Origin of the sequence: Pseudomaricurvus sp. HS19 (assembly GCF_009857815.1) — a bacterium.
Classification (GTDB): Bacteria; Pseudomonadota; Gammaproteobacteria; order Pseudomonadales; family Cellvibrionaceae; genus Pseudomaricurvus.
Map to the genome: position 1 here is coordinate 68,305 of NZ_WVVW01000003.1, position 20,419 is coordinate 88,723.

The window sequence follows — 20,419 nt, forward strand, 5'->3', positions numbered from 1 at the left end:
TGCGCGTCTCCGGGGGTATTACCTGTGTGCATACCCTGTCTGTTGAATCCGCATTGTACACAGCTGCGCAAAGCAACCACATTACCCACCCACAACAAGATTAATTGGTAGCGGGAGAGCGTGATGCAAACCTATTTCGTGTGGATGGCGGCGGCGTCGGTGGTGCTGCTGGTGATGGAGGTGCTGGCCGGGCGCCACAAGGGCGTCTATCGCAAGGGCGACTTCATCATTGTAGCCACCAGCTTCTTACTGGGCCGCAATGTCCTCGGCCCGCTGGCGGCGGCGCTGATTGCGTCCGTTTACGGCTTTATCCTGCCGCAAACCTGGGCCGGCACGTTTGGCGAGTTGCCCTTCTGGGTGGCGCTGCCACTGGTGATGCTGGTGGGGGAACTGGCGTTTTACTGGGTGCATCGCTGGGCGCACCAGCCGCGCCAGCATCCCATCCTGTGGAAGATTCACCGCACCCATCACTCCGGCCGGCACATGAACGTGCTGCTGAACTACCGCCTTAACCTGAGCTGGTATTTCATTATCCCGTCCGGCTGGGTGAACGGTTTGGCCCTGTTCCTCGGTATGTACGAGGCGGTGCTGGTGTACATCCTGCTGCTGCAGGGCTGGAACCTGGTGACCCACTCCAACTTCCGCTGGGATGACACTCTGCGTCGCCAGCGCGTTATTGGCCCGGCGTTCCGCGCCCTGGAGCATGTGTTCGTGTCACCCGGTATCCACCACACCCATCACGGCTATGGCCATGACGGCAAGAATTACCGCAACTTCTGCACCATCCTGTCGTTCTGGGATTGGGTGTTCGGCACCCTGCACATCCCCGAAGGACGCCCCGCCAAATACGGCCTGCCGGGTAAGGACGCCCACTGGCTGGAAGAGCTGGCCTATCCGCTGGTGCGCTTCAAGGAAGATGCGGGTGTTAAGGGCAAGGCCGCCGCGCCGCAGGCAGCGAGCGAGTAATCCCTGCGGGAAGTCTCAGTACTGCCCGTCTCTTTTGGCGACCCTGACGTTGCCCAGCATCATGTCCCCGGTAGGCCGGTCGATCATGTTGTGGGGGAAGCAGGGTTCCAACTCACTGACGGCGTTTAAGCGCTGTTTCTGATCTTCACTGAACTCCACGCTCAGCGCTGCCAGGTTGTCTTCGAACTGGGTAAAAGTGCGGGCGCCGATAATGGGCGAGGTGACCGCCGGGTTGAGCAGGGTCCAGGCCAGGGCGATCTGCGCCGGGGTGCGATCCTGCTCTTTGGCAATCTCCACCACCACGTCGGCTATGGCCAGCGAGCGCTCGGTGAGGCGGCCGGTGGCGAGGTTAATGTTCTTGCGCGCACTCATGTCGGCGCTGTTCTGGCTCTGGGGCTGCAGGTCGGCACTGCTGTATTTGCCCGACAGCACACCGCCAGCCAGCGGTGACCAGGGCAGCACACCCAGCCCCATCTCATGGGCCATGGGCATAAACTCCCGCTCCACCGTGCGCTCGGTGAGGTTGTAAGGCACCTGCAGGGCGATCAGCGGCGACCAGCCGCGCAGCTCGGCTATGGCCTGCATGCGGGAGACCTGCCAGGCCGGGGTATCGGAAATGCCCACATAGAGAATCTTGCCGGCCCGTACCAGGTCATCGAACGCCCGCAGTACCTCTTCCACAGGGGTGCGGTTGTCCCACAGGTGCAGGTAGAGCAGGTCGATGTAATCGGTACCCAGCCGCTGCAGGCTGGCTTCCACGGCCTGCACCATGTTCTTGCGGTGGTTGCCGGAGGCGTTCACCTTGCCGGGCTCCATGGTGAGGCTGTATTTGGTGGCCACCACCATGTCGGCACGGCAGCCCTTAACCAGCTGACCCACCATGCGCTCGGATTCACCATTGCTGTAGAAGTTGGCGGTATCAATAAAGTTGCCCCCGAGCTCCACGTAGCGATTCACCATGCGCTGGGCTTCCGCCAGGTCCGTACCCCAGCCGGCGGCGCCGAAGGTCATGGTGCCAAGTGACAGGGGCGATACCCGCAGGCCGGAGCGGCCCAGCAGGCGGTAGTGGTCGAGTTGTTGGGTCATGGTTTTGAATTCCGTGGTCGGTTCTTATGGAATGGGGGTCAGTATGGGCAGGTCTCGGGGGGAGCGCTATGGGGGTGTCGGTTTTGTCTTGTAAGCTGCCCATTCAGGCATGGGTTTTATGCTTTATTGGATTTTGGTTTCGCCCTGCTGGGCGAGTTACTTTTCTTTTGCACACCCAAAAGAAAAGTAACCAAAAGAAAACGGTGCTCCGGTTCGCTGGTCAGCTGGTAAAAAACACCAGCTGACTCCCCTCTCTCCGGACTGTCTGCGGGGGCCGGCCTGATGGGCCCTCCTGGCCCAACAGACCTGAAGCGCACGTCCATGTGCGCTTCTCCCCCACAGTCAGCCCTCCGTTCGGCAGCTCGCACGGGGTTCAAATCCGCACCATAGGAACTGAAAACAAAGCTTGTAAGGCACGTTTGAGACTGCAACAAAGTCCAAATCGTCATCGCGAGCGCAGCGTGGCGATCCATTGCTGCCAAAAAGTGAACTACAGAGTGCCACACCTGGATTGCCGCGGCGCTAAAAAAACGCGCCTCGCAATGACAGGGCAGGGGTTTGTTTTGTCTTTTCGTATCTGAATGTGGCACGGGCTCCGGGGCCCCTGCGTAGCGCCGAGCACCACAGTGCTGGAGGGGGAAGACGGCCATGGACGGCCGGCTTAGCCTTGTTGCGCCAGGGACGGCGCATCAAGGCGACCCCGGAAGCGCGAGGAGCGCAGGGAACCGGAAAGTGTTTTTTGCTTTCCGGCGCGGAGGTGGGGCTGGGCTTTCTTTTGGTTACTTTTCTTTGCCCAAACAAAGAAAAGTGACTCGCCCAGCAGGGCGAAACCCCCAGCTCAAATTCACTCCGGCAAACTCTGCAGGCACAAAACCCCAATCAGTCCGCGGAGTACCACCAAACCCGATTAACGCGCCAGCGTCTCCGGCGACACATACTTGGTAGTACTCCAGCCACCATCCAGCGCAATCACCTGACCATTCAGGTAACTGCCCTCATTGGAGGCCAGGAAGAAGACACAGTTGGCCACGTCGTCGGCGGTGCCCTCGCGGTTGAAAGGGGTGATCTCGTGGTTGGTGCGCTGGAAGTAGTCGCTCTCCCAGTAGGCGTCGGTCATCTCGGTCTTGATGACGCCGGGGGCGATCAGGTTGGAGCGGATGCCCTGCGGGCCGTAGTCGCAGGCGAGGCTGCGGGTCATGCCGATCAGGCCGGCCTTGACGGTGGAGTAGGCGCCGCCGGCGAGGCCGCTGGTGATACCGAAGACAGAGCCAATGTTGATAATGGAAGAGCCGGGCTGCATCACCGCCAGGGCCTCACGGGCAAAGCGGAACGGCGCTTTCAGGCTGATGTCGATTACTTCATCCAGAGTGTCATCGTCGGTGTCACCCACCCGGTTCCACTTGCCGGCGCCGGCGTTGTTCACCAGGGAGTCGAGGCGACCGAAGGTCTCCATGGCGGCCTGCACGGCTTTGGCTGGCACTTCGCGGTCCGCCACATCACCCACCACAATGGCGACTTCAGCGACACCGGCCAGTGACGCGGCCAGCTCTTCCAGGCGCTCCTTGCGGCGCGCCAGCGCGACAATGTTCCAGCCGGCGTTGGCGAAGCGTTTAACGGTAACGGCGCCGATACCGGAGCTTGCACCGGTAATCAGGACAACGGGTTTCTCGGATGGATTAGCCATGGTCTATCGCTCCAACTGTGGTTGCGTCTCTGAGTCTGCCGGTGGCGATTACGCGCAGTACCGGCGGCTCTGCTATTTATTAGTCTGTGGCTGATGGGCACATCAGGCGGATCATCTTACCGCAACTGCCGGCCGACGCACGGCAGGCCAGCCGGGATTGTGCAGTTGCAGGCATTTTGCCTGTCCGGCAGGGGCAAGTGGCGTGAAAATCACCCTCTTCTATCGGCAGGAGCTGCAGTCAGTAGCGGTATGACGGGGGTTATCTGCGCTAACTGTCGATAGCGCGACGCGATTGGTCGGGATTCCACAGAGGCCTTATGGTTTAGTAAGCCACCAACCCCGACTCCTGCTGCGGTGCCGGGAGGAGCCCTGTGGAGCCATCTTCAGGCAGGGGCTGAGAGACACCGACAGGGTTAAAGAGGAATGTCACTATGTCATTTGAGTTAAACAGAAAGCTGGCCGCCAAGCGCGACCCGCTGCCCACCAATGTGGACATCGATTCGGTGTCGGCGAGCATTATTCGCGGCGCCCTGGAAACCATCTGTTTTGAGTCCTGCGCCCACCTGGGTCGAGCGGCGTCGTCGCCGATTATCAACCAGTCCAACGAGCGCAACGCCTCCATTATCGACTCCAACGGTCGTCTGGTGGTGGGCTCTGTGGGCACGCCTCACCTGACCTTTGTGACCCAGCTGACCGTGCGCTACGGCCTGATGAACTTTGAGGAGTTCGACTGGGGCCCCGGTGACGTCTTCCTCGGCAACGACCCGGACTACGGCGGCGGTCACCTGCCGGACTACAACGTCTATGCACCGGTATTCGACGACAATGGCGAGCTGGTGATGATCCAGTGCCTGCAGGCGCACCAGGGTGATACCGGCGGCAAGGACCCGGGCGGCTTTACCCTGGAGGCCACGGACGTTTTTACCGAAGGCTTGGCCATCCCCTGTTTGAAGCTGGTGCACCGTGGCGAGAAGCGTCGCGATGTGATCAAACTGGTGGAGCGTAACAACCGTTTTGCCACCTTTGCCGGTGACCTGGCGGCCATGATCGGTGGTGTACAGTACGCCGCCCGCGAGATGCAGGCGCTGATCCGCAAGCATGGCACCGACGCGGTACGTGCCGCCCTCAACTACACCGTCGATTACACCGAGCGCCGTTTCCGCGAGGAAGTGGGCAAGTGGCCGGACGGCACTTACGAAGCCACCACCTGGGTGGACGCCGATACCCAGGGCACCCCTGACATTAAAGTCCAGGTGGCGGTCAAGGTGGACGGCGAGAACCTCAGTGTCGACCTGACCGGTACCGATGATCGCCAGCATCTGGTGGGCGTATGGAATACCTACGGTAACTCCCGCGGCTACATCATGACCCAGCTGGCGGGCATGATTGACCCCTCTATTCCCAAAAATGAAGGCCTCTTCAACGCCGTGGAGTTTGTGATCCCGGAGGGCACCATTGCTCATCCGCCTATTAACAAACCGGCGGCACTGGGCTCCTTCCACCCTGCTTGTGAAATCACCGAAGCAGTATGTGTGGCTCTGTCGGAAGTGGTGCCAGAGCGCGCCCAGCCACAGGTCTACAAAATCGGTATGCCCAACGCTGTGATCGGTTTTTACGACAACGGCCTGATGTGGGTGGACCAGGGTGTGGACTCCCGCTCCATGGATTCCTCGGCGGTGAAAGGCATTGACGGCTGGGGTTCCTGCCCGTCGTCTCTGGGTGGCCTGTTGCTGTCCATGGCGGAAGATTCCGAGCGTCGCTATCCGGTACTCAACATCAGCCGTGAGATGGTCACCGACGGCGGTGGTGCCGGTCAGTGGCGCGGTGCTCCCGGCAGCCTCAACGTCAAGAAGGTGCTGGAGCCGGTGTCGGCCATGGCGTGGATGGTGTCTGCCAAGCACCCGTTGCGTGGCATGTGCGGTGGTGACGATGCCATCCCCTACTCCAACCACTTCCTGGTGGGTACTGAAGACGAGTACAAGATCGAGCTGGTGGAGAGCACCATGCTGCCGCAGAACTCGGTCATGGCTTACCAGCACGGCGGCGGTGCCGGCTTCGGTCCGGCGCTGAATCGCGACCCGGAAGCGGTAAAAGAAGACGTACTGGACGAATACGTAAGCCTGCAGGCGGCCCGTGACAAATACGGCGTGGTGCTGACCGGCACCCTGGAAGAGTACGACCTGGAAGTAGATGTTGCCGCAACCGAAGCGCTGCGTGCCCAGATGAAAGCAGCAGCGGTGTAAGGAGCTGATAAAAATGACTTATCGTGTAGGTATTGATATTGGCGGCACCTTTACGGACTTCGCCATGTTGAAAGGTGAAGAGGTTATTCTTCACAAGAACCTGAGCACCCCGGAAGACCGCTCCATCGGTGTGATGACCGGTCTCTCCAAGCTGGCGGAAAAAGAGGGCCTGACTCTGTCGGACTTCCTCGGCCAGTGCGACGCTATCGTGCATGGCACCACCATCGCCGACAACACCCTGATCGAGATGAACGGCGCCGTTACCGGCCTCATTACCACCGAGGGATTCCGCGATGAGATGGAGTACCGCCGCGGCTTTAAGGAGAACATCTGGGATGCCACCCTCAAGCCCTTCAAGCAGATCACGCCCCGCCGTCGTCGCCTGACTGTGCCCGAGCGCATCATGGCCGACGGCAGTGTTTACAAGCCACTGGATGAAGACGCCGTGCGTGTACAGTGCGCCAAGCTGAAAAAGCAGGGTGTTGAGTCGGTGGCCATTTCCACCATCTTTTCCTTTGTGAACCCGGCCCACGAAAAACGCATTGCCGAAATTGTGCGTGAGGAACTGCCGGGTGTGCAGGTGTCGGTTTCCCACCAGGTGCTGCCTCGCGGTCCGGAATACGATCGCACCAGTACCACGGTAGTGGATGCCTACGTCGCGCCACGGGTTATCTCCTATCTGGAGAAATTGGTCAGCCGCCTGAAAGAAGGCGGATACCAGAAGCAGCTGATGGTGATGCAGGCCAGCGGCGGTGTGATGACCAAAGAGTACATCGACGGTTCCCCTATCCGTGTACTGGCCTCCGGTCCTGCCGGCGGTGTGATCGGCTCGGCGCACTCCGGTGTGGCCAAGGGCTCGCCGAATCTGCTGTGTGTGGATATGGGCGGAACCTCCTACGATATGTCCATGGTAATCAAGGGCGCCGCGCCGGCTGAATCCGGCTGGAACATTCACCACCGCTACCTGGTGGGCGTACCTATGGTGCAGGTGGAAACCCTGGGCGCCGGCGGTGGTTCTGTCTGTCACGTCAGTGGCGGCGAAGTGCAGGTGGGCCCGGAGTCTGCCGGTTCCGAGCCGGGTCCGATCTGCTACGGCCGCGGCGGTAAAAAGCCTACCGTCACCGATGCGCTGCTGATGCTGGGCATTCTCTCTGCCGAAGCCGAGTTTGCCGGTGGCAGTTTCTCCCTCACCCGCGAAGGTGTGGAAGAAGCCTTCCAGGCCATTGGTGACGAGATGGGTTACAGCGCCGAAAACGCCAGTGGCGGCAGTGTTGCTGAAATGGCCGCTTTCGACTGCTGGCGTATCGTGAACGCCAATATGATCCAGGCGGTGCGTCGTACCACCGCCGGTAAGGGTGTGGACTCCAAGGACATGGTGATGCTGGCATACGGCGGCAACGGCCCTGCCTTCGCGGCGGTACACGCCGATGCACTGGGTATCGAGAAGGTACTGGTGCCCAAAGCCTCACCGACCTTCTCTGCCCTGGGCACATTGGTAGCCAAGCCTACCATTGATGAGGAACGCTCCTGCAGCTTCCAGGTTGATGCTGCCGATTTGTCGCAAATGAAAGCCCTGTGGCAGGAGCTGGAAGGCCGCGCTGCAAAGTATTTCGCCGACGCTTCTTTCAACACACGCGACATTCATTTCAGCTATCAGGTAAATATGCGCTACGCCGGCCAGAACTTTGCCGGCAGTTTTGAGCTGTTCACCTGCCAGGGCGCCCAGGACTTCAGCTTCCTCAGTAAGAACTTTGGTGAGCAGGCGCTGGCGGCGTTCAACAAGCGCCACATGGAAGAGTTTGATCACATTCGTGAAGGCGAACTGCCGGAAATTATCGGCGTACGTCTGGTCTCTTCCGTGGACACACCATCGCCTATTGTTGGAGAAGGTTTCAACGCTCCCACGGTTGCTGCCACGCCTGCCAAGCGTCGTCGTGCCAACCTGGGCGAAGGCTATCAGGAGACCAACGTCTATCTGGACACGTCTCTGGTGCCAGGTAACGAAGTGATGGGGCCGGCCATTATCGAAACCACCTTCACCACCATCGTGGTCTACCCTGGCTGGAAAGCTCTGGTGGATGACGCTGGTGATTACGAACTGAGAAAGGTATACAGCCACTGAGTTAACACGCAGGGTTGTATGGCTGCTGCTTTGCAGCGCCACAGTTGCAGCTTCGGTGGCGGTTACCCGCCACCAGGTAGGGGCCTCTGGCCCCTTTTTTCGTTGTGGGTGATAAGCGGTGGGCGATCCGTTACCGGTAGTCGGGGGTGGCAACACGCTGTGACCGGTAGCGGAGGGCAGTGTCTGCCCTGCGTTACAGAAATGCGATTACTGTAGCGGCACCGGGGCAGGGTGCTGACGAAAAAACTCCCAGATGAAGTCGGTGGCCTGCAGGGTTGCGTTCGCAGGTTCGCCTAGCAGTCGCACCCGGTTACCGCCGGGCCAGGCGTGGCCCAGTGAATGCAACACATAGTGCTCCACCGCGATGCCCGCGGGACAGTTGAGGCGGGTTTCGGTAACGCCATTGGTGGATGTTTCAACACCGGGTTGCTGACAGCCATTGGTGGCAGCCCAATAGTCAGCCTGGTGCTTCGCTGGCGGCAGCAGTTTTGTACCCCAGGTATGGCGGAATCGACCGCCGGGAGCGCCGCCATTGACCGGTACGGACTCATCCTTGCTGCCATTGATTATCAGGACTGATAGTGGGCTGGCGGGACGTGCTTCCTCCTCAAACACAGTGGCCGCCACGGGCGCAATGGCCGCTATTTTATCGGCGAGGTGAATGCCGAGGCGATGGGTCATCATGCCGCCGTTGGACATGCCGGTGACATAGATTCGACGGTGATCGATAGCGTAGTCCTCAACCAACTTATCAATCAGTGCGTTGATAAAGCCCACGTCATCGACCCGCTGTTGCATGGCGTAGGCGCAGCAGAGGCCGGCGTTCCAGGTCAGGCGTCTGTTCTGCCGGTGACCGCTGCCCTGGGGGTACACAACCGTAAAGCCTTCCTCAATGGCTTTACCGGTAAAGCCGGTCATCTGCTCGGCGTTGTGTGCATTGCCTCCCCCTCCGTGCAGCACCAGCACCAGTGCACGTGGATTGTTGCCCGCTGCTGCAGCATTGCGGACCAGGTATGTGCGCTTGACTCCGTCGTGTTGTATTTGCTGCATGCCATCAGGCAGCGACCGGGACTCGCCTGCTCCGAAGCTGGAATACACCAGCAGCACAAGCACTACCGGTAACTGGCGAAATCGTGACTGTATTCGTTGTTTGGGCTCAATGGCCCGGTGGGGGCGGAGGATAGGTGCTCTACTGTGCGAGATTCTCCGCTGGTGTTGGCAATGGCCTCTGTCTGTATTCCTTGTCAGCCAAACAACGCTGATCGCGACAGCGATTCCGGTGAGGTAGCCAATGCCATAATCCATTGTGGTGTATCCCTGTATTCAAACCCCTTGCGGGCGCCGGTGTACGAGGCTGGTCAGCACACTGTCTGCGCGGCGCCGTTGGTCACAGCTTCTCAATATAGTGTTCCGAAAAGAACACCTCCAGTCCGAAATAGATTGCCCAGGTGTCGGAGAAGCCGCGGTCGCGGGGAAAGGTCACTTCCGGTGTAACCTTGAAGTAGAGCCAGTCCCTGTTCAGCTTGCGACGCCATGGCATGCGGAAGCCGTAACCGGTGACCCTGGGATTGGGTTCGCTGCTGCCGCTGACAGAAAAGCGATACTCCAACGAGCTTTTGGTAAAGCGCCGGTAGAAGGAGTAGCCGTGATAAAACTCCCACTCGTTGTCGGCGTCAATAAATTGCGCTTCGTTAATAATGCGGAAGGTATCGCGCTTGTCGAGGGGCATATAAACATCCCAGCGGCTGTCAGCACGCCAACCCCGGGAGTCAAAATAACTGCCTGAAAATTTAAGTCGCGAGCGCCACTGTTCACTCAACTGGTCGCTGCGCGAGATGCTGGCCTTGCTGTAGGGATCCAGTGGCCAGCGTACCCGTACACCGAAACGCAGGTCGCTGTCCCACTGTTCCTGAACTTTATTCAACAGTGACAGGCCCGCTACCATGTCTTCATCCCGGTTATCGACGGTGTCGCCCGTGACGTTGCGCTGCCGATCATCAATAGAGTCGAGTTCATCGGGGTCGGAGTCGAGGAACACGCTGAGTTTGTTTTTGCTGTTGGGCAGGTCCAGGCGGGTCTTGATGGTACCCCGGGTTTCGTTGGGCCGGCCTGATGATATCTCGTGGTTGAAGCGAATCTGCACGTAGCTCTTGCTGACCAGGTCGCTGTCGAAGCTGTCACGGGCAATGTACTGGTCCAGGCCCGAGGAGGCGCCGCTGACACCGCGGGAGAGTGTGGCCTGCTGGCGCTCAAGCCAGGAGAGGGTACCGGTGACCCAGGAGTCGCTGGTACTGTTTTCAACCGCATCGTCAGCGCCGGCATGGAGAACAGTGCACGCCAACAGGATGCAGAGAGCCGAACTGACTGTGTGTATTGCTTTCATTACTGCTATTGCCGATCAGTTACCGGTGGTGGCGGTTGGCAGCTCGTTGCTGCCGGTGTGCCACCGGCATCTGCTATTAGTGTAGTCCGGATTATTGTAATTCTCAGCGTATCGGTGGTCGCTTGATACCGGCTTCGGTAAAGAGTGTGGCCGCACGCAAGGTGATATCGCTCTGCAATGCTTTCTCGTACCTTACATCCAGCACGTAGGCTTTGGTGCGCAAACGGATCACAATCTGCTCGGCGAGGCAAATCTCTTCCAGGGTGAAGGTCACCGGCTTTTTCAGGTAGACGTAGCGGCTGGTGACGATCACTTCGCGCAGAATGCGCCTCGCCTCATCAACGTTGGCATCGAGTGCCAGGTGAAAATCGGTGACTACCATCATATCCATGGCTCCCATGTTGCCGGAAGCTACAGCCTCGGTAATAAAGCGCAGGTTAGGGATAGTAACGGTGTTGTCATCCAGGGTTTGCAGGCGCACGGAGCGCAGGGTGATGGCAACGATTTCGCCATAGATATCACCGAAGGTGACCCGGTCCCCGACCTGAAACGGGCGGTCAAACAGCAGCAACACCCCGGAGACCAGCGAGGCTGCCACATCCTTCAGCGCAAAGCCTAAAGCAACGGCGGCGGAACCGGCGAAGGCAATCAGCAGCTCCTTGGGTGGTTCCAGTACACCCACGATCAAAAACGCTGTGCCGCCGATGTAGAGGGAAAATGAGATCAGTGTGGCCAGCTGCAGGATAATAAAACGCTTGGCCGGGAACTGCCGCATGAGGCCATCGCAAAACTGCCGCAAAAACCAGTTCACGGCCCAGAGCAGGAAGAAACCGAGCAGCAACAGCAGCAGCGTGCCCGGATCAAACATGCCCATCAGCACTTCCAGCTGGCTGGGCCCCGGCGAAGCCAGTTCGGCGACCTTATCCATAGCGGCGTTACTCGTTCAAAAGGTTTTTGCGTGTGAGAAAGCGGATCATGGGCAGGTACCACAGTGGCACAATGTGATAGCGGCCGTTTTCCAGCCGCTCTACCAGTCCGCTATCCAGCGCCGACTTCAATGCGGATCGCACTGTGCGCTCCGGTTGCGTGGTAGCGCTGACCAACTCTTCCGACGTCATGTTTTCATGCAGCACCAGTGCGGCGTAGACGAAGTGAAACTCGTCGGCCAACTTGTCCAGCACCGACAGGGCTTTCTCTTCCGGCAGGCTGACAGTCACGGTCTTGTATTTGATAGAGATGGACGTCAGCCACAGGTGCTGCGCCTGCAACGGGTTGCCTTTGCAGGCATCCCACAACAGGTTGAAATAGAGCTGCTCGGCATTGCGCACATTGCCAGCCTGCGGCCCGCGGGTGGAGAGCAGGATGCTGTCGTATTGCAACCGGCGTTCGGTCTTGCGGTTGCGCGACAGGATCAGGGAGCGAATCTCGTTCTGGCTCCAGGGGCGCAGGCGCAGCAGCGCGCCGAACATACTGTCCTGGCCGAAGACGCGGCGCAGGTAGGCCCAGCTCTGGCTGTTGATAGAAATGATCCAGAAAACATTTTTCAGGCGTGCGTTGCAGAGGCTGAGCAGGGTTTCCCAGGCGGCAAACCCGCCCACCTGACGCAGGAAAAGGTTCTGTGCGTCATCGAACATAATCACGGTGGGGCGGCGATCTTCGTCGCTGCGGACCAGTGCCGAAGGCCCCGCTTCCAGGTCGACCGCCAGTGCTTCTTCCACCAGCTGGTTGAGGGCGTCAGTGCTGAGAGTTTTGGCTGGTATGGTAATCTGCCGCACATCCACCGCCTGCTCCCCTTCCTGCAGCCACTCTGCCAGTCGCTGCAGCAAGGTGGTCTTGCCGGAGCCGCGCTCACCGGAGAGCAGCAGGGAGTTCTCTTCGCTGTGGTGTTCCAGCCAGGGCGCGAGCTCTTTTTTGGCGTCTTCCAGTGCGCTGTTATTGATTAACGGTATTTCGCGTCCGCTGGCGAACTCACCGAACCAGCAGCGGTAATCCGGTAACTCAACGGACTCCGGTTCCGTGTTCTCCTCCGCCTCCTGTGGGCTGGCGCGCAACAGGAAACCGCGGGCACTCAGTCGCCGGTACCAGTCGAAATCAATCAGTGCCCGGCGGGCAAAGTCGATGCAGACTGGCAGCAGGGCAAACGGCGCGAACAGCGGGGCGAGAACGATAAATCCAGTTCCTGCGAGTAACTTTTCGGTGATCCGGTCCAGCAGCGGCGGGAAGATGGTCTGCAGGGTGAGGATGTATTCCCGGCGCCAGGGCTTCAGCAGCCAGCCGAGACCAAGCAGCAGGGCCAACAGTGTCAGCCAGTCAATCATCGTCAGCGTCAACGACTGACGGATGGAGACGGTCAACAGATCCCTGACCAGCCACGGCAGTATGACGATGGCGGCGGCTTGCCTGGCGCGTTTACCGATCTGCTTCAGCTGCTGATCGTTCAGGAAGGTGCCGCCCTGATGGGCAATACTGTGCAGGAACCACTCACCGATCAAACGTAGCAGTGCATAGATGATTAACAGGCGCGCCAGCGGTATCAGTGGTACCAGCATGGCCTTGTTGTAGTCGACAAACACCGCTTCCAGTAGCGACAACCCAACCCAGCCAACGATCAGGGGCAGCAGTACCGGTATTGCCGAGGTGATGCGACTGATCTGCACGTGAATACGGCTGCTGCGGAAACGGCGTGCATAAAAGCCCTGCAGGGCCAGTGCGGGATCGCGTAATTTACGGGCGACCACATAGAGTACCCAGATAGCCAGCACGCCCAGCAGATACTCAAACGCCTGCAACACCTGTTGCAGGATGGAGTGCTCCTCTTCGGAGGAGAGCCGGAACTCGACGATGGTGTCCAGGTAGAGCCACTGCAACAGATTAATGAGGGCCCGCCCCTCGTACTGCAACAGCTCGGTGTTGTCGAGCTGCAATTCTGCCCGCGCCTCATTGAATGCCGGTCTTTGCAGCTGCCAGAGTTGCGCACGAATCAGATTGATGGAGTGAGAGAGGTTACGCCTGTCCAGTTCCAGTAGCTGCAGGTGAGTCAACAGAATGCGCCGTGTGCTATCCGGAAGATCTTCAGGCAGGCCAGCCAGGTCGTCGTTGCCGAGTGAGGGCTGGTCCAGTGTGTCGGTCCACAGTCTCAACCACGCGGCTACCTCCACACCGTCCATATCGGGGTTGAGACTGCCAACCAGCCGGATAAAGGCCAGACGTGTGATTTGCAGGGGCTCATGCACCTGCCTGAGTAACGGCTTTAGCTCGACCGCCTGTTGTTCGGTCAGGGAATCACTCAGGTAGCGGTAGTGGTTCTTCAGCTGTTCGCGCAATTCCCAGGTCAGCAGCAGCCTTTTGCGGGTCAGCTCGCTGCGCGCGCCCCAATAGGCGTCGCGACGTTTGGCCAGGTGTCTGGCTTCCAGTCGCAGGGTGGACATGGTGTTGGTGTAGTCGTCAGCCAGAGCCTTGCAGGAGAGGGACTCCGGCAGGGTGTCCAGTTGCCGGGTGAGTGTGCCGGTATTATCGGTAAGCAGGGTCTCAAGATCGGATTCGCGGAATTCCGGGGGCAGCTCGCCACTGCCAAAAGCCTCCATCATGCGGGCTTGTTCGCGCAGGGCGAGCAACTGTTTGTGCAGCTCGGTCAGCAGTGTCTGCTCATCGTCGCAGACCAGCTGGTTGACTTCATCCGGTGACTCGTCCTGAGTGTTCTGCTCTGCCGCATAGGCGGGTGTAATGAGCAGCAACAGCAGGCAACAGAGCGTTAAAATCTTATCCATGAAAGCTCTTTATCTGGGTTGGTGAGTATTCCCTCTCCACTAGGCTATACCAAGTTCCGCTTTTCTGCCTACCGCAATTGCCGGGGTTGTGAGTGTCCTGTCTGCGACCGCTCAGACGCCCTGGAACTCATCCATAAACAGACCAAACAACTCCGCCTGGGAGTTGATCTGCAGTTTAGCGTAGAGGTGTTTGCGGTGGACCTTGATGGTGCTCTCGGTAATGCCCAGCAGGTTGGCGATTTCGGTGGTTTTGCAACCGCGCAACATCAGCTGCGCCACATCCTGTTCACGCTCCGTCAGCAGCTCTGCACCAAAGCTCCGCAGCCGCCCCTCCACCACCGCCTTGGTGGGCTCTTCCGTCATTTCCTGCAGGCGGCCGTGCAGGCTCACCAGCGATGCCAGTAAGGGGTAGAGAGCGCGGCATTGCTGCAGGCTGCTCTCCGGTGCCCTTTTCTCCACACCCACGGAGAACACCAGCTGTTGCTCGTCATCCAGTTTGAAGAAGAGCCCCACTTCGTCTGCTGTAACCACGTTCTTGTAATAGGTGCGGTAGTAGAGGCTGCGGTCAAAATCCCGCGGCGCCAGGTCGGTCATGCGGCTGACGCCGGTAAAGCCGCTGCGGGCGGCCTGGAAAAAGGGGTCCAGTCGATAGGCACCACGGTCGTAGACGGTGGTGTTGAGGTCAATCTGCTCTTGCTCTTCCATATCGTGGTAGAGGCTGCGTGCCGGCTGGTTGCCGTGATAGAGGGTGCAGACGATGGCGCTGCGGGGATAGATCAGCTTCAGCAGGCTGATAAAACTGGCGACAAAGGTCGGGGTGCCCGCTTGCTGCACCAGCCGGGTCAGGCTCTCCTGCCAGGGGCCGTTAAGTACGATGTCTGGGGTTGCCGCAGGGGTAGTCACGCCTCTGTACCTGTCCGATTTCGCTGGGGTCCATCCTATCACTCTCTGCGTCTACCACTAAAGGGGTAACTTCAGGGGAGAATGCCCGCCGCAATGGGGGGTTGCTAGCATGGGCTTATCGCTATTACGAAGAGGTTCAAACCCATGGTAGACAGCATTTACAGCGTAGTCGGGGACTGTATGGAAGCCGGTGATTCCGCGTTTCGTCGCCAGAATCCCTACGGCACCATCGCTGAGCCCACCTACTCAGGCGCTCTCAGCTTTATGCGTCGCCGCTACAGTCGCAACCTGGAAGGCGTGGATGTGGCGGTGTTTGGCCTGCCCTACGACCTGGCTGTCTCCAATCGCCCTGGCACCCGCTTTGGCCCGCGGGCGATTCGAGCTGCCTCTACCAACCTCTGCTTCGGTGAAGCCTGGCCCTGGTACTTCGATCCCTTTGACCGCCTGCATGTCGTGGATTACGGCGACTGTGTGTTTGACCATGGTCGCCCGGCGCAGATCCCGGAGCAGATCAAGGCTTTCGTACAGCCGATCCTGCAGGCCGGCGTTACCCCACTGGCCATGGGGGGGGATCACTTCATTACCTATCCGGTGCTACAGGCACTGCGTGAACACCACGGTACTCCCATTTCCCTGATCCACTTTGATGCCCACTGTGATACCTGGGCAGACGAAGATGGCCGTATTGATCATGGCACCATGTTCTATCACGCCGCCAAGCAGGGCGTTACGGCACCGGAACGCTCCATCCAGCTGGGCATGCGCACCACCAACCACGAGACCCATGGTTACGAGGTCAAGAGTGGTGAGTGGCTGCACCGCAACGGTATTCCTGCTGCCATCGAAGCCATCCGCTCCCGTGTCGGCGACCATCCCTGTTACATCACCTTCGATGTGGACTTCCTTGACCCATCAGTGGCGCCGGGTACCGGTACGCCGGTGTGTGGTGGTTTCAACATGTTCCAGGCTATTGAGCTGATGCAGGGCATGAAGGGACTCAACATCGTGGGCATGGATGTGGTGGAAGTCTCCCCCCCTTACGACCACGCCGAGATGACCGCGCTGGCTGGTGCCACGCTTGCGCACAACATGTTGTGCCTGTTTGCACACGACAAACCAGAGGTTTCTTCCGCTACCGACAAGGAGTAACACCCCATGGGATTTGGCAAGTTGTTCCCCGCTCTCACCCTCACCTGCGTCTCGGCTCTCGCTGTCGCCGAGGCGCCTGTGCTGCACCTGTACAACTGGAGCGACTATTTCGCACCGGAAACCATAGAAGAGTTTGAAAAGAAGACCGGTATCAAGGTTCAGTACGACACCTACGACAGCAACGAAGTGCTGGAGACCAAACTGCTCACCGGTAACAGCGGTTACGACCTGGTGTTTCCGGCGGCTTCCAATGCGGTGCGGGAATTTCAGGCCGGCGCGCTTTCCGCGGTAGAACACACTCGCCTGCAGAACCGTGGCAATCTGGAGGCTGTAGCGGTACAGCAATTGTCACAGTATGAAGGTGGTGATCGCTTCGGAGTGCCCTACACCTGGGGTACAACCGGAGTGGCTTACAACGTAGAGAAGATAGAGGCGCGTATGCCGGATGCGCCGGTTAACAGCCTTGATATTCTGTTCAAGCCGGAGCTGGTGAGCCGCTTCGCCGACTGCGGGGTGGCGTTGCTGGATTCTCCACTGGAAGTGACCAGTATCGCCCTCAACTATCTGGGCTTTGATCCCTACAGCAATAAGCGGGAAGAGATTGATCAGGCGGCCGAGCTGATCAGGAAAGTCCGGCCGCACATTCGCTATTTTGGTACCCAGCAGATGATCCAGGACCTGGCTGCCGGTGATATCTGTCTGGCCATGGTCTATAGCGGTGATGCGGGACTGGCGCAGATTTATGCTGATGAAGCGGAAAATGGTGTTCAGGTAGGCTACGCCATTCCGGTGGAGGGTACGGGCGTCTGGTACGATGTGATGGCCATTCCCGCCGATGCCCCCAACCCCGATTTGGCCTATGCCTTTATTGACTATGTGTTGCAGCCCGAGGTGATTGCCGGCATCACCAACTACACCTGGTTTGCCAATCCCAATAGGGAGGCGCTGGCGCTGGTGGATGAAGAGATCCGTACCGACCCCAACGTCTATCCATCCGAAGAGGTGCGCAGCAAACTGTTTGTAGACCTGCCGCTGGAGGCGAAAAACAATCGCTATCGTAATCGCCAGTGGACTGCCATGAAGAGTGGCCAGTAAGCGATTCTCCGATAGGTGATAGATACAAAAAAGCCGTGACCAACATCAGTGTTGGTAACGGCTTTTTTGTCATACACTTCCCCGCAAGACATCTGCCCCGAAAGACAGCTTCTCAGAAGGTCGCTGCTATGCCGATATAGGGGCCGGTCATATTGGTGTCAGCCTCCACCACATCCCTCTCGAACTCCAGATCAATGGAGAAGTTCACCCGCCGGTAGCCGCCCACGATATCCCACTTGATATCGTCGTCAGACAGCCGGTAACCCAGCTGCAGGTTGTAATCCGAGTAGTTGACGTGCACTCCGGTAAAGGTGGCGCTGATCGCGTTCACATTAAACCCGTACAAAAAATTCCGGTAGCGATTGGCCATATAGACACTGACAAACCCGAATGGCTGATGCCCTTCATAAATAATCGAGTTACCGATGCGGGGGATAATGTTCAGGTCTATCTGGGTCCGGCCGGCACCGACGCCCACCCCAAAGCGCGAACTGCTGGTCTGGATAAGGTCGTAGGTAAGGCTGGCCAGTACCATATCCACATTGATATCGGTGGCGAGTCGGGTTTTTTGCAGGACGCCGGTCTGGCTCCCGCCCAGGCTGACAATGGCATAGCCATCGCCGCTGTAGGAGGTGGGGAGGTAGTTGAGCCCCACCCGCCACTTGCCGTATTGCCCGGCCACGCTGTAGATAAACTCGTTGCTGTGATCCAGGTCCATGGAGTCGCCGGTAGCCATCAGGTCACCGAACACGCCGTTGGCAATTTCCGTCTTCCTGACAATGGTGCCGTCCAGGGTGCGGGAGCTGTAGAGGAGGCTGGCTTGCCAGACCCAGTCGGGAGTCTCGTTGGCGCTGGCGGTCATGGAAGCAAACGCGCTGAGCAATAGCAGGAGAGATTTACCGTTAAATATTGGCTGACGCATGATCATGACGTGCTTCCGTTCGGGCGTTTCAGGCGATGAGTGATGGGTTTTCCTTGCGACCCGGACAAGTGTACTACCACCTGATCCCGGGTACACGACCCAGGGCGATGAAAACTTAGTCGGCACTGGATTGGGTCACAACACCGCAGGAAATTCCTGATGCTGGCGACTATTCTTTAGTCGCAAGGTGAAAGCCCAAGTGAGCCGGGAGAAAGGTATGGTGGTCTCACCAGAAGAGATGGCGGAATTTCTATCTGCAGAGTTTCCGCAGAACACTTGCAAGGTCGAATCCATCGACACGGATGGCGCTACAGTTTCACAGGAGGTTGGTCCTCATCAGCTGCGGCCCGGTGGCACGGTATCGGGGCCGGTACTCATGGCTGTCGCGGATATCGCTCTGTATGTGGCAATCCTGGGAAGAATTGGTATTGTGCCTCTGGCGGTAACAACCAGCCTCACCATTAATTTTCTGCGCAAGCCATCTGCGCAGGCGCGAATCATCGGCAAGTGCACGCTGTTGAAAGTCGGTCGCGCCCTGGCAGTTGGGGAGGTATGGTTGTACTCGGATGGTTTGCAGGAACCCGTCGCCCACGCCGTGGGCACCTACTCAATTCCGCCGGTAAAATCATAAGCTGTCGCCAATACTGGAATCTGTGATGAGTGAGAACTTGCTGAAGCTGGGCCTCGTTCCTTTTTTCACCCAACAGCTGGAAGATCCTGACCTGCTGCAGGAACGGGTTGGACGTGTGACTTCTGTCCAGCGATCAAATCTTACAGTTGTGTGTGAATCCGCGGAGAGGGTTGTCGGTCTGTCGCCGGCCTTGCTGCAAGCGGCCGCCATGGATCGTCCGACCGTTGGTGATTGGGTTGTGCTGGATGAGTCGCTGTCATTAATCCGGCAGGTGCTGGAGAGGAAGAGCCTGTTTAAACGCCTGGGAGCCGGAGAGAGCAGTGAAGTCCAGCCAATTGCGGCCAATATTGATATTCTCTTTATCGTCACATCGTGTAACGACGAGTTTAAGGAGTCCCGCCTGGAGCGTTACCTCGCCCTGTGTGCAGAAGCGGGAGCGATACCGGTTATCGTGTTGACCAAAGCAGACCTGGTGGAGGATGTTGATGAATTTATCCGTCGTGCGCGAAGTGCCCAGGCTGGCGTAGCGGTGGAAACCATCAATGCCCTGGATCCGGAAACTGTTGAGGGCGTGCGCTCCTGGATCGGCAAGAGTAGTACCGTGGCCCTGGTGGGCTCTTCCGGCGTTGGCAAGTCGACGCTTCTGAACACCCTGGCGGAAAGGCAACTGGCCGCCACGGGTGGTATTCGTGAGCAGGACACGAAGGGGCGGCATACCACCACGCACCGTGAGTTACATGTCCTTCCCGCGGGTGGGCTCCTGATTGATGTTCCCGGTATGCGGGAGTTGAGAGTCGCCGAGATCGACCAATCGTTGGGAACGGTTTTCGAGGACATAGAACAACTGGCAGAGTCCTGCCGCTTCGCTGATTGCCAGCACGAAGCGGAGCCCGGGTGCGCAGTTCTGCAGGCGATAGAGGACAATACCCTGGATAGCCGCCGGCTGGCCAATTACAAAAAACTGCTGCGTGAAAATGCGCAAGCCACGGCTACCCTGGCAGAGAAACGATCACAAGGTCGGAGCTTTGCCAAAATGGTTAAGAATGTGAAGTTAATGAAACAGAAAAAGAATGATGGTGAATAAGTCCGTCAGGACTAGCGGAAAATTTCAGCTAACAGCTTTGAGGCAATAATCCTATGACGCGTTTTGGGTTACTGATTTTGGGCCTGCTCCCGGCACTAGCCTTCGCTGCCAATTGGAACACAGAAGGCACGGTAACGGCGGTATCCGGTGATGAGTATGGCATCTATCTGCAGTTGGACTCCGGCCGGGCCTCCGCGTGTTCCGGGGCGCCGGAGGAGACACTGGCGGTTAAGCCCAATTACGTGGGCGCGTTCCAGGTAGCGGCTGCCTCGCTGGGGCAAACAGTGAAAATCGAAGCCGATTATGTGCCTTTTCAACGCGAGTGTGTGGTCAAGGCCATTGCGCTGACCAATGGCAAGGCGACCGGTCCCAAGCGTCGGTGAT

16 protein-coding genes are annotated in these 20,419 nt (G+C 58.6%); 8 read left to right on the forward strand and 8 right to left on the reverse strand.

What is annotated here, in order from left to right; all coding sequences use genetic code 11:
• Nucleotides 1–123: 123 nt before the first annotated feature.
• Entirely contained in the window at nt 124–966 is an 843-nt protein-coding gene (locus GSF27_RS10985) for a sterol desaturase family protein (protein WP_160968934.1), read from the forward strand.
• 15 nt (nt 967–981) lie between these two features.
• Here GSF27_RS10985 and GSF27_RS10990 read toward each other — a convergent pair whose 3' ends face one another.
• Together GSF27_RS10990 and GSF27_RS10995 are read right to left on the reverse strand one after the other, a co-directional pair.
• Complete coding sequence (locus tag GSF27_RS10990) at nt 982–2,052, reverse strand: aldo/keto reductase (protein WP_160968936.1); 1,071 nt, start codon at nt 2,050–2,052, stop codon at nt 982–984.
• A 907-nt stretch (nt 2,053–2,959) separates the two neighbouring features.
• Entirely contained in the window at nt 2,960–3,736 is a 777-nt protein-coding gene (locus tag GSF27_RS10995; RefSeq protein WP_160968938.1) for an SDR family NAD(P)-dependent oxidoreductase, read from the reverse strand.
• Between the two features lie 431 nt (nt 3,737–4,167).
• Between GSF27_RS10995 and GSF27_RS11000 the strand changes: the two genes are divergently transcribed.
• Entirely contained in the window at nt 4,168–5,979 is a 1,812-nt protein-coding gene (locus GSF27_RS11000) for a hydantoinase B/oxoprolinase family protein (protein WP_160968940.1), read from the forward strand.
• 13 nt (nt 5,980–5,992) lie between these two features.
• Nucleotides 5,993–8,101 (forward strand): hydantoinase/oxoprolinase family protein, encoded by a 2,109-nt coding sequence (locus GSF27_RS11005; RefSeq protein ID WP_160968942.1) that lies wholly within the window; start codon nt 5,993–5,995, stop codon nt 8,099–8,101.
• Between the two features lie 207 nt (nt 8,102–8,308).
• Here the strand turns inward: GSF27_RS11005 and GSF27_RS11010 are convergent, their stop codons facing one another.
• The 5 genes from GSF27_RS11010 to GSF27_RS18100 form a co-directional block, all read right to left on the reverse strand.
• Nucleotides 8,309–9,151: a PHB depolymerase family esterase gene (locus GSF27_RS11010; protein WP_160968944.1), complete on the reverse strand. Its 843-nt coding sequence runs from the start codon at nt 9,149–9,151 to the stop codon at nt 8,309–8,311.
• 337 nt (nt 9,152–9,488) lie between these two features.
• Entirely contained in the window at nt 9,489–10,484 is a 996-nt protein-coding gene (locus GSF27_RS11015; RefSeq protein ID WP_160968946.1) for a hypothetical protein, read from the reverse strand.
• A gap of 103 nt (nt 10,485–10,587) precedes the next feature.
• The gene (locus GSF27_RS11020) at nt 10,588–11,412 is read right to left on the reverse strand and encodes a mechanosensitive ion channel family protein (protein WP_160968948.1); all 825 of its coding nucleotides are present in this window, start codon (nt 11,410–11,412) and stop codon (nt 10,588–10,590) included.
• A gap of 7 nt (nt 11,413–11,419) precedes the next feature.
• Nucleotides 11,420–14,251, reverse strand: a complete 2,832-nt coding sequence (locus GSF27_RS11025) for an AAA family ATPase (protein ID WP_160968950.1) — start codon at nt 14,249–14,251, stop codon at nt 11,420–11,422.
• A 111-nt stretch (nt 14,252–14,362) separates the two neighbouring features.
• Nucleotides 14,363–15,154: a LuxR C-terminal-related transcriptional regulator gene (locus tag GSF27_RS18100; RefSeq protein WP_160968952.1), complete on the reverse strand. Its 792-nt coding sequence runs from the start codon at nt 15,152–15,154 to the stop codon at nt 14,363–14,365.
• Between the two features lie 144 nt (nt 15,155–15,298).
• On the opposite strand from GSF27_RS18100, the gene speB reads away from it, so the two are divergent.
• Both speB and GSF27_RS11040 read left to right on the forward strand, forming a co-directional pair.
• Nucleotides 15,299–16,303, forward strand: coding sequence for an agmatinase (gene speB / locus GSF27_RS11035; protein WP_237457516.1), 1,005 nt, complete (start codon nt 15,299–15,301; stop codon nt 16,301–16,303).
• Between the two features lie 6 nt (nt 16,304–16,309).
• On the forward strand, nt 16,310–17,398 hold the full coding sequence (locus GSF27_RS11040) for a polyamine ABC transporter substrate-binding protein (RefSeq protein ID WP_160968954.1): 1,089 nt from the start codon (nt 16,310–16,312) through the stop codon (nt 17,396–17,398).
• Nucleotides 17,399–17,510: 112 nt separating this feature from the next.
• Here the strand turns inward: GSF27_RS11040 and GSF27_RS11045 are convergent, their stop codons facing one another.
• The gene (locus tag GSF27_RS11045; RefSeq protein ID WP_160968956.1) at nt 17,511–18,320 is read right to left on the reverse strand and encodes a hypothetical protein; all 810 of its coding nucleotides are present in this window, start codon (nt 18,318–18,320) and stop codon (nt 17,511–17,513) included.
• Between the two features lie 217 nt (nt 18,321–18,537).
• Between GSF27_RS11045 and GSF27_RS11050 the strand changes: the two genes are divergently transcribed.
• The 3 genes from GSF27_RS11050 to GSF27_RS11060 are packed head-to-tail and all read left to right on the forward strand — an operon-like array spanning nt 18,538 to nt 20,418.
• The gene (locus tag GSF27_RS11050) at nt 18,538–18,951 is read left to right on the forward strand and encodes a PaaI family thioesterase (protein ID WP_160968958.1); all 414 of its coding nucleotides are present in this window, start codon (nt 18,538–18,540) and stop codon (nt 18,949–18,951) included.
• A 25-nt stretch (nt 18,952–18,976) separates the two neighbouring features.
• Nucleotides 18,977–20,035: a ribosome small subunit-dependent GTPase A gene (gene rsgA / locus GSF27_RS11055; protein ID WP_160968960.1), complete on the forward strand. Its 1,059-nt coding sequence runs from the start codon at nt 18,977–18,979 to the stop codon at nt 20,033–20,035.
• A 53-nt stretch (nt 20,036–20,088) separates the two neighbouring features.
• Nucleotides 20,089–20,418 carry a hypothetical protein gene (locus tag GSF27_RS11060; protein ID WP_160968962.1) on the forward strand — a complete coding sequence of 110 codons (330 nt, stop codon included), beginning with the start codon at nt 20,089–20,091 and terminating at the stop codon, nt 20,416–20,418.
• Nucleotide 20,419: the final 1 nt, after the last annotated feature.